This is a genomic window from Neobacillus niacini NBRC 15566 (assembly GCF_001591505.1).
In the GTDB taxonomy this organism is placed as follows: Bacteria; Bacillota; Bacilli; order Bacillales; family Cytobacillaceae; genus Neobacillus; species Neobacillus niacini.
On the sequence record NZ_BCVA01000006.1, the window covers coordinates 1 to 17,183 of the forward strand.

The 17,183-nt window shown below is 39.2% G+C and carries 16 protein-coding genes; 14 read left to right on the forward strand and 2 right to left on the reverse strand.

The window, feature by feature from the left end; translation table 11 throughout:
• Window positions 1-332: 332 nt before the first annotated feature.
• A complete protein-coding gene (locus BANA01_RS07220; RefSeq protein ID WP_063252293.1) occupies window positions 333-2,426 on the reverse strand; it encodes a PBP1A family penicillin-binding protein in 2,094 nt (697 codons plus the stop codon).
• Window positions 2,427-2,596: 170 nt separating this feature from the next.
• Between BANA01_RS07220 and BANA01_RS07225 the strand changes: the two genes are divergently transcribed.
• From BANA01_RS07225 to BANA01_RS07240, 4 genes are all read left to right on the forward strand, one after another.
• Entirely contained in the window at window positions 2,597-3,286 is a 690-nt protein-coding gene (locus BANA01_RS07225) for an ABC transporter ATP-binding protein (RefSeq protein WP_063252294.1), read from the forward strand.
• Window positions 3,283-4,638, forward strand: a complete 1,356-nt coding sequence (locus BANA01_RS07230) for an ABC transporter permease (RefSeq protein WP_063252296.1) — start codon at window positions 3,283-3,285, stop codon at window positions 4,636-4,638. The genes BANA01_RS07225 and BANA01_RS07230 overlap by 4 nt, the downstream gene beginning before the upstream one ends.
• Window positions 4,639-4,730: 92 nt before the next feature.
• A complete protein-coding gene (locus tag BANA01_RS07235) occupies window positions 4,731-4,997 on the forward strand; it encodes a phage holin (RefSeq protein WP_063252297.1) in 267 nt (88 codons plus the stop codon).
• Window positions 4,998-5,368: 371 nt separating this feature from the next.
• The gene (locus tag BANA01_RS07240) at window positions 5,369-5,593 is read left to right on the forward strand and encodes a hypothetical protein (protein WP_063252299.1); all 225 of its coding nucleotides are present in this window, start codon (window positions 5,369-5,371) and stop codon (window positions 5,591-5,593) included.
• A gap of 36 nt (window positions 5,594-5,629) precedes the next feature.
• On the opposite strand, the gene BANA01_RS07245 is transcribed toward BANA01_RS07240, so the two are convergent.
• A complete protein-coding gene (locus BANA01_RS07245; protein ID WP_063252300.1) occupies window positions 5,630-6,922 on the reverse strand; it encodes an ATP-binding protein in 1,293 nt (430 codons plus the stop codon).
• A gap of 245 nt (window positions 6,923-7,167) precedes the next feature.
• Here BANA01_RS07245 and sigX point away from each other — a divergent pair, with 245 nt between their 5' ends.
• The 10 genes from sigX to BANA01_RS07295 all read left to right on the forward strand — a co-directional run bounded on the left by sigX (window position 7,168) and on the right by BANA01_RS07295 (window position 17,182).
• Window positions 7,168-7,695 (forward strand): RNA polymerase sigma factor SigX, encoded by a 528-nt coding sequence (gene sigX / locus BANA01_RS07250; protein ID WP_063252536.1) that lies wholly within the window; start codon window positions 7,168-7,170, stop codon window positions 7,693-7,695.
• Between the two features lie 109 nt (window positions 7,696-7,804).
• Window positions 7,805-8,512: a response regulator transcription factor gene (locus tag BANA01_RS07255; protein ID WP_063252302.1), complete on the forward strand. Its 708-nt coding sequence runs from the start codon at window positions 7,805-7,807 to the stop codon at window positions 8,510-8,512.
• A complete protein-coding gene (locus tag BANA01_RS07260; protein WP_063252304.1) occupies window positions 8,509-9,882 on the forward strand; it encodes a sensor histidine kinase in 1,374 nt (457 codons plus the stop codon). The genes BANA01_RS07255 and BANA01_RS07260 overlap by 4 nt, the downstream gene beginning before the upstream one ends.
• Window positions 9,879-11,282 (forward strand): DL-endopeptidase inhibitor IseA family protein, encoded by a 1,404-nt coding sequence (locus BANA01_RS07265; RefSeq protein WP_063252306.1) that lies wholly within the window; start codon window positions 9,879-9,881, stop codon window positions 11,280-11,282. The genes BANA01_RS07260 and BANA01_RS07265 overlap by 4 nt, the downstream gene beginning before the upstream one ends.
• A 469-nt stretch (window positions 11,283-11,751) precedes the next feature.
• Window positions 11,752-12,930 carry an acyl-CoA dehydrogenase family protein gene (locus BANA01_RS07270; RefSeq protein ID WP_063252307.1) on the forward strand — a complete coding sequence of 393 codons (1,179 nt, stop codon included), beginning with the start codon at window positions 11,752-11,754 and terminating at the stop codon, window positions 12,928-12,930.
• Window positions 12,931-12,987: 57 nt separating this feature from the next.
• Window positions 12,988-13,752 carry a 3-oxoacyl-ACP reductase FabG gene (gene fabG / locus BANA01_RS07275; protein WP_063252309.1) on the forward strand — a complete coding sequence of 255 codons (765 nt, stop codon included), beginning with the start codon at window positions 12,988-12,990 and terminating at the stop codon, window positions 13,750-13,752.
• Window positions 13,753-13,777: 25 nt separating this feature from the next.
• Window positions 13,778-14,227 carry a MaoC family dehydratase N-terminal domain-containing protein gene (locus tag BANA01_RS07280; RefSeq protein WP_063252311.1) on the forward strand — a complete coding sequence of 150 codons (450 nt, stop codon included), beginning with the start codon at window positions 13,778-13,780 and terminating at the stop codon, window positions 14,225-14,227.
• Window positions 14,224-14,625 (forward strand): MaoC/PaaZ C-terminal domain-containing protein, encoded by a 402-nt coding sequence (locus BANA01_RS07285; protein WP_063252313.1) that lies wholly within the window; start codon window positions 14,224-14,226, stop codon window positions 14,623-14,625. Before BANA01_RS07280 ends, BANA01_RS07285 begins: the two co-directional genes overlap by 4 nt.
• Window positions 14,626-14,765: 140 nt before the next feature.
• Window positions 14,766-15,539: an SDR family oxidoreductase gene (locus tag BANA01_RS07290; protein WP_063252314.1), complete on the forward strand. Its 774-nt coding sequence runs from the start codon at window positions 14,766-14,768 to the stop codon at window positions 15,537-15,539.
• Window positions 15,540-15,661: 122 nt separating this feature from the next.
• Entirely contained in the window at window positions 15,662-17,182 is a 1,521-nt protein-coding gene (locus BANA01_RS07295; protein WP_063252316.1) for an AMP-binding protein, read from the forward strand.
• Window position 17,183 lies beyond the last annotated feature (1 nt).

Here is a 17,183-nt window from a genome sequence, read left to right on the forward strand (position 1 = left end):
GGTGCTGCAGTGACCCAAGCCTGGCACGAAAAGAAATTTGGGTCAATGCAGAGGTGTTGGGGTGACCCAAGCCTGATATGGAAAAGTATTTTGGGTTAATGCAGAGGTGCTGGAGCGACACCGCAGGTGCTTAAGCGCTGAGGATGCTCCCCGGCACGCCCGCGGAAAGCGAATCACCTCGGTCCAGGTAAAGACCGCCTGTCCCTGCGATGATTAACCTAAGAAGCTTTCCTTAGTGGAGCGGAAATCAACAGACATTTGGGCAGGCAGAAAAATAAAAATTGCCGAGAAAGATATCTTTCTCGACAATCTGAGCACGCCGATAGGGCGTGCTATTCCTTTAGTTTTTGAATGACGTTATCAATGCGTTTTCCAATTGAAAACATAACATCCTCTAAGCCTTTTTTCCACACTGGGGCTTGTTCCTGAATCTTTTCACCGAGCTTTTGGGCATTTTGATTTAATTCCTCTTTGATTTTTTCAGCCTGCTCTTTTATCTCTTCTCTTGTCTGTGTTTTACCAGCTAATTGGTCATTAATCGAAACGACATCAAAAGTCTCATTTTGTATATGAGGGATTGATGATTTCATGATTTCTTTAAAAATGGGGACAACATTACCAGAACCGCTGCTTGGGAGATAATGCTGTCGATCAGTTTGGTCATAGCCTATCCATATCGCTGCTACTAAGTTAGGTGTGTAACCGACCATCCATTGATCTTTCGTTCCGTTTATATCATTAAAGGGAAGTTGTGTTGAACCTGTTTTTCCCGCGATTTGAACATTAGGAATATGTGCGTTTTTCCCAGTACCAGATTCTACCACATTCAGAAGCATGGCTGTCATCTTATCAGCATTTCCCTTTGAAGTTACTTTAGTGGTTTCTGGTTCACGTTCCGCAATGATATTTCCGGTAGGGCCGACAATTTTTGTGATCAGATGGCTGTCTTGTCGCTTTCCGTCATTTGGGAATGCGGAGAATGCATTCGCTAATTGAAGTGGAGAGATTCCTTTGCTCATCCCGCCTAGGGCGATTGCCAAGTGTTTATCTTCCTCTTCAACTGGTAATCCAAAGGTTTTGAGCTTGTCTAAGCCTTTCTTGAGACCAATCTCATTTAAGAGCCACACTGCTGGCACATTTAAGGAATCTTCCAAAGCCTTATACATCTGAACCTTACCCTGATATGTTTTTGAGAAATTTTCAGGGTTGTATTCTCCAAAAGAAGTAGGCTCATCAACGAGTTCTGAATCAAAAGTGTAGCCCTCCTCAAGGGCAGGTGTATAAACGGCAAGGGGTTTCATCGTTGAACCTGGCTGCGCCTTTAATTGGGTAGCACGGTTAAAGCCTCTAAACACATGTTCACCACGTCCTCCAACTAGAGCCAGTACACCTCCCGAAGCCGGGTCCATTAAGACAGATCCACTTTGAACAATACTATTACCAGACCCTCTTGGAAACAGGGATTTATTGTTGTTTACCTTTTCGAGTCCAGTTTGCAGGTTTTGGTCTAATTCTGTATAAATTCGGTAACCCCTCGTTAATATCTCTTCCTGTGTTAATCCATATTTAGAGATTGCTTCGTTTAGGACCGCATCCACATAATAAGGATATTTACGTTCGACAAAACTACCGGATCCACTTTTAATTTCAATTTTTTCTTTCTTTGCCGATGTGTATTGTTCCTTCGTAATCATCCCAAGTTCATTCATCTTGCTAAGAACGACATTTCTTCGTTTCATTGCCGCGTCATAATTTTTTGTTGGGTCAAGGTAACTCGGTGATTGCAATAACCCAGCGAGCAGTGCTGCCTCGCTAATGGTAACATTCGTAATCTCTTTATTAAAATATCTTTTTGACGCATTACTGATTCCCCATGCACCACTGCCAAAATAAACTTGATTTAAGTACATTTGTAAGATTTCATCTTTTTTATAGACCTTCTCGATCTTCACTGCCAAAAATAACTCTTCCGCTTTCCGTTTATAGGTTTGTTCAGGAGAAAGTAAGGCGTTTTTCGCTAATTGCTGTGTTAAAGTACTGCCGCCGCCCGTAATATCTCCCGCAAATAAATTGTTGAAAAAAGCCCTCGTAATGCCTTTAATATCAAATCCATTATGTTCATAAAAGCGTTCATCTTCAATGGCGACCACTGCACCAGGAACATATTTCGGGAGCTCTTCAATCGTAATTCCCCCAGTCCGATTGGTTGCAACATTTGTCGCAACACTGCTATTGCGGTCATAAATGACAGTCGGTTGGCTTAGACCTTCCTTTAATGACTGTACATTCGCTCTAGTTGCAAGCCAGCCGAAATAAACAATGGTTACAAGAACGACGATTAATATGATTAATAATAAAAACTGTGTAATGTGCTTCTTTTTCCAGAAACGAACAGTCATTTCCCAATAGGGGCGTAGTTTTTCCATTTTGTCTCCTTACTTTCAAAGGGATTTTTGCTTTATTCATTATAATTTTTTTAGCAAAAAAACTCCAATCATAGCCTTTTATAATGAATACACAAAAATTTCGTAAACCTGTAGGGGTTTGATAATCACTCATCGTCTATTAAGGTGAAGTAGGGACACAGGAGGATATTATGATTACGATTAACCATTTAAGTCATGAATTTGTGGTTGGTAAAAAAGGAAAGCAAACATTTATACCTATTCTTAAGGATATTTCTTTTGAGGTTGAAAAAGGGGAGATTGTCACGATTGTAGGCCGTAGTGGCTCGGGTAAATCCACTTTATTAAATCTGGTAAGTGGTTTTATTCGTCCGAAAGAGGGCGAAATTTGGATTAATGGCGAGAAGGTTTCGCAAATGAATGAATCAAAATTTGCAGATTTTAGAATTAAAAACCTTGGTTTTATTTTTCAAAGCTTTCAGTTGATTCCTAGTATGACAGCCTTTCAAAATGTGGAACTTCCATTAATTTTAAAAGGAATCAGCGAAGCAGCAAGGAAAAAACAGACAGAGGAAATGCTTGCAAAGGTTGGCTTACTAGATTACCAGGATCATTATCCCGGAGAATTATCAGGGGGACAACAGCAAAGAGTTAGTATTGCCCGTGCTTTAATAGTGAATCCACCTATCATTCTAGCGGATGAACCAACTGGAAGTCTTGACAGTGAAACGGAAGAAGATCTATTGAAGTTTATCAAGGAGTTAAACACCGATTTGGGTATAACCTTCTTAATCATTACACATGACGAAAAGGTTGCTGCGATTGGTCACCGAACGATTGAATTAAAAGACGGACGAATAAAAGAGGGGGTGCTAATATGAAGCTAAAAGATCAATTCCGTTTCGTCCGCCAAAATATGAAGAAAAACAGAACAAGAGTTTATATGACGATCCTAGCCACAGCAATGGGCTGCGCCTTCTTAATTGTCCTTGCTTCTGTTGGCTTCGGATTACAAAAATCAGTGGTTAAGGAAATAACAGAACGACGAATCATGACTCAAATAGACGTCTATGGTCAGGAAACAAGTGAGAATGGAGGGTATCGTCAGTTAGATGGTAAGGACGTTCAAATATTTGAAGAGATGTCTGATGTAAAAGCGGTAACAAGAAGAATAATGCTTCAGCAGGAAGGAAAGTATTCCATTGGAGATTATCATCAGAGTGCGCAAACAGTGGTAGCGAACTTTCCATCTGAAATTAGTGCTGGTTTTGAATTGTCAGAGGGCAGCCTTGCTAAGGATAAGACTGAAGTAGTAGTCGGTTATAATTTTCCGCTTAACTTAGCTGTTCAAGGTGAACAAACAGAAGAAATGTTTGATGACAAAGGTCAATTAAAAGAAGAGTTTCGTTATAACGGGAAGCTTATTGGAGAAACCATCCATTTAACTGTTAGGAAGTTAGAAGAAGGTAAGCAAATAGAAAAAGTATTTGAAGTAAAAGTTGCAGGGATTTCTAAAAAACCAACGAAGGAATGGGCAGAAGACAGAAGTGTCTATATTTCGGAGGAACTATTAAAGGATATCGAAGAGTTTACCGGAACACCAAAAGGAATTGTATTGGATTCAGCTGAACAGGTAAAGCCAGCAGATTTAGAAGCTTCAAAAAATACCTTTGATGATGTAAAGATATATGCGGAAAACATGGAAGCAGTTCAAGGCATTGTGGATAGCCTTAAGGAAAAAGACTATGCCACCTATTCCGTAGTAAATGAATTAAAGGAAGTTAATTTGATGTTCGCGATTGCCAAGGCAGGACTCATCTTCATTGGGACCATAGCGATTCTAATTGCCTCCATTGGTATTTATAATACGATGACGATGGCGGTAACAGAACGTGCACCCGATATCGGAATTATGAAAGCGATTGGGGCAAATCCTCGTATCATTAAGAAAATCTTTTTGTTAGAGAGCAGTTATATTGGTTTGATTGGTGCGTTGATTGGGACAATTGTTTCTTACGGGATTAGTTATGCTGTCAATATTGTTATACCTTTAATTATTAAGCAGGCTTTTGGGGAAGAAACACCTCCTGAACTCATCTTTAGTGATATTCCATTAAGTCTGCCAATTATCTGTATTGTCATCTGTTATGGAGTCACGATACTTTCAGGTCTTCGTCCTGCACAAAGGGCAACAAAGGTAGATGTACTGAGAGCCATGAGAAGAGAGGTTTAATTGTTGAAACTGTGATATTTGCGGACAACCATTTTCAGTCCAAGCATATGTTAGTAGAAAGGACATCTCTAACATAGAAAGGGGATAGGGGAATGATCAACTGGAAGGTCCGCTTTAAGAATAGAAGCTGGGTTATGGCATTTGTTGCGCAGTTAATGATTGTGGCACAAATGCTTTTAGGAGGATTGAATGCATTAGGTATTACTGACTTTCAACTGTCAGATGCGATTCAGCAATCCATTTTAACATTTATTAATGCTGTATTTATTTTATTGTCATTAATGGGCATCGTACAGGATCCAACCACTAAAGGTATGAGTGACAGTGAACGTGCAAAAACATATAAAGAACCTAATTAATAATATAGCTTGAAGAAACGCTTGGAAGCCTGGCATTAAGGCAAGTTCGAGCGTTTTTTTGTGTTAGACTTGGCTGTTGATTTGCGCTCCATGCGCTACGCTTTCAGCGGGCTAGCCCGTGAGCCTCCTCGGTCGTTCCGACCTGCGGGGTCTCACTCAGCTCGATCATCCCGCAGGAGTCGAGCGTCTTCCGCTCCAATCAACAGGTTCTAAAATCATTAGTCTTCATTAGCGCAGCCTTTATTTATGTTGAAATTTGTAATTATAAGGTGATTGAAATTTCTGAATTGTCGAAGATGTAGGAGGTATAATGAGGATGAGAACAAAGTACAGCTAAGTATAAGTATAACGTGAGAAAGGGGATTCTTAAAATGTGGTACTGGATTGGGATGGCTGCAGGAATATATATACTTTTCATTATTCTCGAGGAGTCTGTTTATTACCTTTGGAATCGTTATGTGTATGGACCAAAAGAGAGAAAAGCAAGACGTTGGAAAAGAATCTTATTAGAAATAGCCTTTATCATTCGATTACGCTTAATAGAAATTCGACGTAAACATACAAATAAAGATAATGCTGGTAAACAATCTGCATAAAAAAAGTTCCTTTACAAACCTGTAAAGGAACTTTTTTTATACGGTTGCTTTTGAGTGACGGATATCAGCTGAAGAAGCTTGTTCCAGTGGCAGGGTAATGTTAACTGTGGTTCCGATACCCTTTTCACTATCAAAATTAATAGCCCCTTTGTGGGATTGAACAATTTTATAGCTGACAGTTAATCCTAAGCCTGTCCCTTTTTCTTTTGATGAATAAAAAGGTTCACCAATCTTTTGTAGAAGTTCCTTTGAAATACCGCAGCCTTGATCTTTTACTGTAATGGCTACTTGGTGTTCTTCATTTAGACCAAGATAAATCGATATTTTACTATCACTTTTCGAAGCTTCAATTGAATTTTTTATTAAATTAATAAATAACTGTTTCAACTGATTTGGCTCACATTCAATAATGATATCCTCTTTTGGAAAATGCGATTCAATCTGAACATTATATAAGGTAGCTTCGACGGCTAATAAGGAAATGACATCCTTTAATATTTTTTGGATCGATATTTCTGTATATTTTAAATGCTGTGGTTTCGCTAAAAGTAAGAGCTCACCTACGATATGATTAATTCGATTTAATTCATCTAGCATGATTTGATAATAATCCTGATGTTTATCATCTTCCATTTGAAGTAATTGCACAAAGCCTTTTAAAGAGGTAAGGGGATTCCGAATTTCATGAGCAACACTAGCTGATAATTCGCCGACTACAGATAATTTTTCTGTTCTGTTTAAACGTTCCTCTGTTTGCCTTAGTGTCGTAATATCACGACCAATGATAACTAAACCTTCTCTGCTCCCATCATCATGAAATAATGGAACTTTAATCGTATCAAATATTTTAGAAGTTCCATTAGGCAGTGGAACGACCTCTTCACAACGTGTAACGGTACCATTTTCCCATGTTTCTTCATCAGATACTTCACAGTATTTTAGCGCATCTGAATAGAACTCGGTGTATTCTGCTAATTCAGAGTCTTTTTTTCCTAAGTAATCAACATTCTCAAGCTGAAATAATTGCAGTCCAAAGTCATTGGCTTGAATCCAGCGTCCTTCACCATCTTTAAAGTTTACAAAATCTACCATTGAATTGATAAGAGTGGATAAACGCCGTTCTTGTTCTTTCGTGGTATCCAGTTCTTCTTTTTTTAGAATGAAAAAATAAAAAATTCCACCTGTCACAAGAATATAGAAAATTTCCTTCCCCCGTTCAAAGTAATTAACAAGGGCCAAAGGGATATAATGTGTCAGGATATAATTACTTGCGTAAAGCCAAATTAAGCTAGTAATTAAGTAAAGAATGACTAATTTCGTTTTCTTCATTTAATACTCCTATCCTCTCGTGGAAGGAAAGTTCCCTACGATATTTCAAAAAAAATTAGTTGCATAATCTATACTACTAAAAAATCGGGTAATTTGGAATATCTGAAACCTGGAAATCTACATACTAACATTAAAAAGGTTACAAATTGGTAACAACCTTGTTGAAAAGTGGTTACCGATGTGTAACCCTTTTTTTGGCAGAAAAATGTATGATTTACAGGTAGATTAGAGGCGGTGAAATGTTTTTGGAAACCATTTTTAATGATTTATATAAAAAATATCATAGTGATTTATTTAATTTTCTTTATTATATGGTCCAGAGTCGTGAGCAGGCGGAAGACCTTGTGCAAGAAGTATATATACGTGTTTTAAAATCGTACCAGCATTTCAAGGGAGAGAGCAGTGAGAAAACATGGCTGAATGCCATTGCTCGTAATGTAGCGATTGATTTTTTTCGGAAACAAAAAGGTTTGAACCAGCGAATGATCAAAAAAGTTGAAATCTTTGACCTACAGGTAAAAGATGAATCACCATTACCAGAGGAAATAATTTTCCAATCGGAAGAGACGAAGCTAATGTACCGCTGCTTAGAAAAATGTACGGTCGATCAAAGAAGTGTGATTATTCTTCGCTATATTCAAGAGCTCTCAATTCTAGAGACTGCTCAGGTGTTAGGCTGGAAGGAAAGTAAGGTGAAAACTACACAGCACCGTGCGATAAAACAATTAAAAACGTTTATGAACAAAACGCTGCGAAAGGAAATGGCTGGTTAACGTCATAATCTCAATCTATTACAATATCCTCAGAAAACACTTTTCTAAGTTTTAACGGAGATGTAAAATAATAGAAGATTGTATATTCGTAAATTGTGAGGAAAATAGGATGTTTGAGGCTAAGATTTTAGTGGTAGAGGATGAAATACCTATTCGGAAGTTAATTGTATTTAATTTGCAAAGGTCAAACTTTGAAGTATTAGAAGCGGGGGACGGGAAAGATGCAATTCAGCTTGTTCATGACCAGTCCCCTGCTTTAGTATTGTTAGATTTAATGCTTCCAGATATGGATGGGTTTGAAATTTGTACAAAGCTTAGAGAAACTCATCCGGAATTACCGATTGTAATTGTATCAGCACGGGGGCAGGATATGGAAAAAATTATGGGATTAGAGTTAGGTGCAGATGATTATATTGTGAAACCGTTTAATCCATTAGAATTAGTAGCAAGAATTCGATCTGTCTTACGAAGAACGAACCTAGCTGCACCCAAATCCCCAGTAAACGAAATCAGGACAGGACCATTTGTATTGGAACTGAAAACACAGCGATTTTATAAATTGGGAAAGCTAGTTAAATTAACAGCAAGAGAATATCAGTTAGTAAAGTTATTCTTTGCTCGGTTTAATGAACCAATTACAAGAGATGAACTATTAGATGAAATCTGGGGAGTCAACTATTTTGGCGACCCGAAAACGGTAGATGTCCATATTAGAAGATTAAGGGAGAAGATAGAAGACGATCCCTCTCAGCCCATTCATCTTAAAACCATCTGGGGTTTTGGCTATTGTTTCCATGAGAGTGAGAAACAGGAATGAAAAAAGGGATTAAAAGAAGAGTAGTGTGGAGTTATTTGCTGTTAATCATCTTTAGCGTGGCTTTATTTGAAACCATGTTACTATTAGCGCTGAGACTCTATTATGTAGATGGTATGAAGCAGGCCTTACGCGATCAGGGAACGATGTTCTCTTCTTTCTATGAACAGGAAATCATAGACTATCGTTTAAAACCTGATGCAGTAAATCTATTAAATCAATACAATTTTCTCGTTAATGCACAGGTGCAATTAATTGATGAAAATGGGCATATACTAGCAGATACACATCAAGGTACAGACCAAAATGTAAGCAAGTATGATGATGTCAGATCAGCTTTAATGGGAACAACAGGATATTTAGATACGGTAGTAGAGGATGAACGGGTATTAATTGTAACACAGCCCCTAAAACGCGGGAGTACCGTAATAGGAGCCATACGCTTTACGACTTCGTTAGAGAAGGTTAACGAGATCCATTTTCAAAATACACTCTTACTCCTATCCTTTGGTGGAATTGTTATTTTAGCTGCTGCTATAATGAGTCTCTTTTTAGCGAATACCATCACAAAGCCAGTAAGTGCGATTACAATAGCAGCGGAGCAGATGGCTTCTGGCAAGCTCTCGACCCGCATTCCAAAGGAAAAAGACGATGAAATTGGTAAGTTAGCGGATACGTTAAACTATATGGCCAAGAAAATTGAAAAAAATGAACAATTGAAGAATGAGTTTATTGCTTCCGTGTCACATGAACTCAGGACACCGTTAACTTCTATAAAAGGGTGGGCGGTGACCTTACATTCTATGTCTGAGGATGTTTTTTTTCAGGATGGATTAGAAATTATTTCCAACGAAAGTGATCGCTTAAACGGCTTGTTAAATGAATTATTGGATTTTTCAAGCTTATCATCTGGAAGACTTCCATTGGTCTTTCAAGAGGTCTATCTGCCAGTTTTAATTAAGCAAGTTGTCCAGCAATTGGAGCCCAGAGGAGCTAGGCAAAATCTGAAGATTATGGTGGAAATTGACGAGTCGGTAAAGGAGATTTCTGCAGACTATAATCGTTTAAAACAGGTCCTGATAAACCTACTAGATAACTCGTTGAAGTTTACACCGAGCGGCGGATTAATTACGGTCCAATTGGTAAGGGATAAGAAAGAAGCAGTAATCACGATTAACGACACCGGCATTGGAATTCCAGATGCAGAGCTTAAGTTTGTAAAAGACAAATTTTTCAAAGGGAAGTCACAAGCAGCCGGAAGCGGATTAGGACTAGCTATTGTTGAGGAGATTATCCTAGCACATCATGGTCTTTTTTCCCTAGCGAGTAAGGTGGGCAGCGGAACAACTGCGGAAATACGACTTCCCTTATGATAGATATTATGATGGCGAGTGATGGTATGAAAGGCAAGAGGCAAAAAGCCGCTGTGATGGTTGTTTTTATAATGGTTTTGCTCAACGGCTGCAATTTATTTCCTGCTCCAGAAAGTTTAATTCAGGCTCCTAAACAAGCAAAGGCAGTGAATCAAGGACAAGACTTAGTTTCAATCGCTCAAAGAAATTTACCTAAGGGTTCAAAACTTACAGTCCCCGATGGACCAGTTGGAATGGAACCAGTTGTTAGTGTTGATCTTGATGGTGATGGAAGAGACGAGGCACTCGTTTTTTATCAATCCACGAGTCATGATAGTCAAGTGGGAGCGTTTGTTTTGAAGAAAAATTCAAAGAGCTGGGAAAAAATATTTATTACGAAAGGTTCTGGCAATAAGATTCATTGGGCCAATGCTGCAGATGTGATGGGGGATAAAAAAAAGGAATTGCTTCTGGGGTGGCAGTCAGAAGGGTCGGCAGAAAGTCTTCTTGAAATTTTTCATTGGAAGAAGGATAAACTGACAAAACTCAAAGAATTAACGTATAACGAAATGGAAGCCGTTCGATTTGAAGACGCAGAAAAAACGAGGCTGGCCGTTTGGAAGCGTGATATGGCAGATGCCTATAAGATTGATTTATTAACATGGAAAGGTGACTCTGTTATATCTGATAGAGAGTACTATCCATCCTATTTTCAAGGAGTGATTACTTATTATCAGCGAAGAATAGCTGAGGTACCGGACGCAGCTTACTATTGGTATTATTTAGCAGATGCCCATTTGAAAGCGAATCTTCCCGAACAGGCTATTCACGCTATTGATAAGGGGATGAGTTTAAATTCCGTCGTCCCAACAAAAGGTTATTTCCAAACTTTAAGAATGCAAGCAGAAAAAATGATGCCAAAAGTAAATTTTATCACTAGTAACCCTCCTAAATATATCAGTAAATATAGCAGCTTAGAAGATGAGTTGATTATTCAAAAGGTGAGGGAAGCGGCAAGTCAATACTGGTATGTCATGAGTGGTGGAGAATATCCCGAGGGTAAAATGGAAAAGGTAATGGTTAATGACCAGGAGTATCGATATCTAGGTAAAGATTTGGATACACACGCAAAATTGGTGAAGTATTTATCCAGTTCTTTTACAACTAGTGCAATAGATTCATTTCAGAAAAAGAAAACAATCTTTGAGTTTTTTGGTAAGCTAATTCAACTCAACGCAGATGGAGGATCACTTCTAAATTATCAACAAGCACAAGTTGTCCAAAAGAAGGATAAAGGAAATGAAATGGAAGTTGACATGAAAGTTCCAGTTGGTGAAACGAATTCCTATGAATTTGTTCATGTAAGCTTTCAAAAGACAGAAAATGGATGGAGAATTTTCTCAGAACCGGGAACATTCTAACGAAGGTAGCAAGTTAAGAATATGAACTTGCTGATTTTTTAGTGGTTTGTATAACTATAGGCTGTGTTAAAGAAAAATTTTGATTTTGCACCCTGTTGATTGGAACGGAAGGCGCGAAGACTTCTCGAAAATGCTATCGCATTTTCTTCGTGCGTGGGCGAATTCGAGGAAGAAATTCAATGTCCTGCGGGAGTACGGGGCAGGGGAGACCCCACAGGCACTTCAGCGCCGAGGAGGCTCCCCGGCATGCCCTAAGGTGCGCGAAGTGCCTGGAGTGTAAATCAACAGGTCTATGTAACACAGCCAATCTAAAAAGTATCATATATTTGAATAAAAAACTTGTTTTATCTGAAAGTTCAGAATAAAATTAAATAGACATACCAACCGGTAGGTATGTAACCGGTCTTGCCAGCATAATAATATTAGCGGCTATTATACTAAATTCTAAAAAATGAATGGAGTGAAAGGTATGCATTTACGTCTGACAGATGAGCAAAAAATGGTCCAAAAGACAATTAGAAGATTCGTAGAAAAAGAGTTAATCCCCTTAGAAAATGAAGTGTTAAGAAATGAAAGAGAAGGAAAGCCAAGCCTTCCTGCAGGAGTATTAAAAGAACTCCAGTTAAAAGCAAAAGAAGCTGGCTTTTGGGGAATAAATACACCAGAAGAGTATGGCGGCGCTAACCTTGGCCAAATGATGATGGCGATCGTCCTGATGGAGGTTTCAAAGACGTTTGTACCTTTCAGCTTTGGCGGATCAGCAGACAATATCCTTTATTATGGTAACGAAGAACAAAAGAAGAAATATCTAATCCCTACGATTAATGGCGAGAAAAAGTCTTGCTTTGCAATGACGGAGCCAGGTGCAGGGTCAGATACTAGAAATATCAAGATGACTGCTGTCAAGGATGGAAATGACTGGGTGTTGAATGGCGAAAAAACATTTATAACAGGAGGAAATGAAGCAGATTTTGTCATGGCGATAGCGATTACTGATAAAGAACTGCATCAATCAACACAGGGCCGTGAAGGTGTTACATGCTTTATTGTTGACCGGGCTATGGGCTGGAAATCTGAGTATATACATACTATGGGAGAATGGGGACCAGCCGGCCTTGTATTTGAGAATGTTCGAGTTCCCGAAGAGAATATCCTTGGTGAATTACACAAAGGTTACAATCTAGGACTGGAATGGATAGGATTTGCTAGGTGGGTAGTCGGTGCCAGAGCTGTAGGAGCAGCAGAGAGATTATTGCAGATGGCCATTGATTATTCAAAGGAACGGATTACCTTTGGAAAACCTATTGCAGAAAGACAAGCCATTCAGTGGCAAATTGCTGACTCTGCAGTTGAAATTGAAGCAGCTAAATGGCTGGTATTAAACGCTGCTTTCACTCTTGATCACGGAGAAGATAATCGCCATCTAGCTTCAATGGCAAAGCTATATGGTTCGAATATGGGGAATAAGGTTGTCGACCGTGTCCTGCAAATTCATGGCGGGATGGGCTATACGAGAGAATTACCAATTGAGCGCTGGTACCGTGAAGCAAGACTTTGGAGAATTTATGACGGTACCGACGAAATTCAACGAATGATTATTGCAAGGAATTTAATTAGAGGACATGTTAAAGTTGGTCAATACGTATAAATAAATGAAAGCGTTATCTAACTGCTAGTTTAATAGATTAAGTTTGGAGGAAAAGAAATGTCAGGAAGATTTACAGGAAGAGTGGCGTTTGTAACAGGCGGAAGTCGTGGGATTGGAAAAGGAATTGTTCAACATTTTGCGGAAGAAGGCGCAAAAGTAGCCTTCATTGACTTAAATGAAGAAGCTTTAGCAGCAACCACAAATGAACTAAGAGAACAAGGTTATGATGTATTTTCAAAGGTTGCAAATGTAGTAGATGCACAGCAAGTAGAGGGGGCTGTCAAGGAGGCATACGAGGCATTTGGTTCGATTGATATTCTCGTTAATAATGCAGGAGTAATTCGTGATAACTTATTATTCAAAATGACAGATTCAGATTGGCAGACTGTCATGGATGTTCACTTAAAAGGATCGTTTAACGCTGCACGTGCCGCGCAAAAATATATGGTTGAAAACAAATACGGCCGAATTATTAATATATCCTCGACCTCAGCACTTGGTAATCGCGGTCAAGCAAATTATGCTGCCGCAAAAGCAGGATTACAGGGCTTCACAAAAACGCTTGCGATTGAATTGGGGAGATATGGTATTACAGCAAACTCTGTTGCACCAGGGTTTATTGAGACGGAAATGACAAAGGAAACTGCTGATAGGATTGGAGTTCCATTTGAGCAATTAATCCAGCACAGTGTAGCCAGCATTCCTGTTGGAAGAAGTGGGAAGCCTGCGGATATTGCCAATGCTGTGGCATTCTTTGCCGATGAAAAATCTTCTTTTGTAAATGGTCAGGTTATTTATGTAGCAGGCGGACCCAAAAATTAAATGATAAAAGCGAGGGGAAGATAAATTGTTTAGTGAACAAGTTGGTAAACGTTCCACGAAAGTGAAAAACGTCGTGGAAAGAGGTGCAGTAAAGAAATTTGCAGAGGCCATTGGAGACTTTCATCCTATTTATTTTGATGAAGAAACCGGAAAAAATTCACGCTACCAAAACAATATTGCACCGCCAACATTTCCAAGAACGTTTGATTATGGGGAGATTGAGGGATTGAATCTGCCAGATAAAGGATTAATTCACGGTGAGCAAACCTTTCATTATAAGCGTCCTCTAGTGATTGGCGAGGAACTTCTTTGTTACTTCGAAGTGAAAAAATACTTTGAGAGAAAAGGGAATTTTGGTGAAATGGGTTTTCTTGTCTTAGAAAGCTTTGGTGAAGATTTAACTGGCCAAATGATATTTAGTTCGACATCTACTATTGTTATTTCGGAAGCAGTGAGGAAGGTGCTGACAAAATGAGTACTCTTACGCAATTACAGGTGGGTGAATCCATTAAAGAAGTTCAGCTAGACCCGGTCTCACGAATTGATTTAATAAAATATGCAGGTGCCTCCGGCGATTTTAATCCCATTCATACGATCGATGAGGAAGCGAGGAAAGCCGGACTGCCAGGGATCATTGCGCATGGTATGTGGACTATGGGCAACCTTGCAAAGCTATTTACGCCGTATTTTGAAGAGGGATATGTCCAGGATTACTCTATTCGATTTAAAGGGATGGTCTTTTTAAATGATGTCATTACCCTTAAAGCATCCTTAAAGGAAGCACTTGACAATAAACTGCGCTTTCAGGTTCAGGCTGTAAACCAAAATGGAAGGGAAGTATTAAAAGGGGAAGTTTTGTTTAGCCAATACTAACTTTTTGATAACCTGGCCAAAAGAGAACTCTGTTCTATTGGCTGGGTTTATTAGAAGTTTCTATTGTTACATACCAACTAGTTAGTATGTAAAGTGTTTTGATAGCGAGAGAGTAAATATAGCCATGGGAGGAATATGCGATGCATGTGAAAGAGTTATTTGATTTGACAGGAAAGGTCGCAATTGTTACAGGCGGTGGACGGGGACTTGGCCAGCAAATTGCTGAAGGGTTTGCGGAAGCCGGTGCCAATGTAGTGGTATGTTCTAGGAAAATTGAGGCTTGTCAGGAGGTAAGTGAAGGGTTAAAGAAAATCGGCGTGGAGAGTCTTGCTATAAAATGCGATGTAACCTATCCAGAGGATGTACAAAATGTAGTTGACCTTACAATAGAAAGGTTTGGAAGAATCGATATCCTGGTAAACAATAGTGGTGCGACTTGGGGGGCCTTAGCGGAAGAGATGCCTCTCGAGGCTTGGAAGAAAGTAATTGACGTCAATGTTACGGGAACATTCCTTATGTCACAGACTGTGGGAAAAGTAATGCTTGAGCAGAAATCAGGAAAAATCATAAATATTGCCTCTGTAGCAGGGCTTAAGGGAAGTAATCCTAACTATATGAATGCGATTGGCTACAACACTTCTAAAGGAGCAGTCATTACGTTTACAAAGGATTTAGCAGTTAAATGGGGCCCGCACGGAATCTATGTAAATGCAATAGCTCCAGGTTTTTTCCCTACAAAAATGACAAAAGGATTGCTAGACAAAGTCAGTGAAGGAATTCTCGAAGGCACTCCATTGCATAAGTTTGGTTCAGATACAGATTTAAAGGGAGTTGCACTATTCCTAGCAGCACCTGCCTCTGATTTTATCACAGGGGACATTGTGGTCGTGGACGGTGGCGCACATGCAATGTAAATAATAGCTTAATAGAGGGGGTGATAATGCGAGGAAATGATAGCGTTTACAAAAATGACGTAGATACTCTAAATTTTAGAACAGCTTTTCTAATAGTTCCTTAAAAGGAGTTGGTTGGTGAAGTGAGGCTAAGTGATTTGCTTGAAACAAACATAAGTCATTTTGGCGAGTATCCTTTTTTACATTTTAATGAAAAGCAATATTCCAACATTGAATGTAAGATGTTTGCTGACCAGTTGGCAAACGGGCTCCGTCACCATGGTATTGCTGAGGGTGATAAAGTCATTGTTTGTATGCCAAACTGTCCAGAAGTCATCTTTGCTTATCAGGGGATTACAAGAGCGGGTGCTATTATCGTACCTGTTATGTTCACCCTCCATCCAAAAGAATTGTATTATATTGCACTTAACTCTGGAGCAACAGCAGTGATTACCTCCTCACTTGTTCTAGTAAATGTTGAAAAATCACTTGAGGGGTTACCTTCTCAACCATTAGTGATTGTTGTGGATCAGCCCTCAAGTGAAAAAAGGTTAAACTTTTATGAAGTAAAAGGTGAGGGTTCTTTTGCTTCTGGCAGTACGAGGAAGGATGATGACACCGCTGTTATTCTTTACACGTCTGGTACTACAGGTAATCCGAAAGGTGTTCAATTAACTCATAAAAATTTAACGAGTAACGCTCAAAATTCAATAAAGCATAATGACCTTGAACGAGGAACAACGATTGGCGTTCTGCCGCTTGCACATGTTTATGGGCTGACCATTTCTAATATTTGCTTATCCGTAGGCAGCTCGATTGTCATTTTTTCCACCTTTGACACAAGAGAAGTTTTGAAAGCGATTGATAAATATAAGGTAAAAACCTTTTCGGCCGTACCAGCGATGATTCATGCATTAGTATCCAATCCTTATGCTGATCAATTTAACACCTCCAGCCTTGAGTCAGTAAGCTCCGGTTCTGCTCCGCTTCCTGTCGCCTTGCTGCATGCTTTTGAAAAAAAGTTTGGTGCTAAGGTGTACGAAGGCTACGGTTTATCGGAGGCTGCTCCTATTGTGACAGCTCATAAAGATGGAATTGAAATTAAACCTGGCTCTGTAGGAATCCCGATTCCGGGAGTAGAGGTGAAAATTGTTGCTGACAATGGTGACGAGGTACCTTGTGGAGAGGTTGGGGAGCTTTGTGTGTGCGGCGAAAACGTAACACCAGGCTATTATCAAAATGTTGAAGAATCAAGACGAGTCCTGATTGATTCCTGGTTACATACGGGTGATATGGCACGAATGGATGATGAAGGGTATGTCTATATTGTTGACCGAAAAAAGGACTTGATTATTCGCGGCGGCTTTAATGTTTATCCGCGTGATGTTGAAGAAATTTTAAATACGCATGAAACAGTATCCGAAGTCGCAGTTGTTGGTGTTCCTGATGAAAAGATGGGTGAAGAAATGGTTGCCTGCGTAGTGGTGAGACCAGGATCTTCAGTAACAGAAGAAGAATTAATTCGCTATTGTCAGGAGCATTTAGCAAAAAACAAAACTCCTAGAAGAATTGTCTTTTTTGAGACATTGCCAAGGAACGGTGTTGGAAAAATTTTAAAAACCCATTTGCGGAAAACAGTTACAGAAATAGAGATGAAGTACTAGG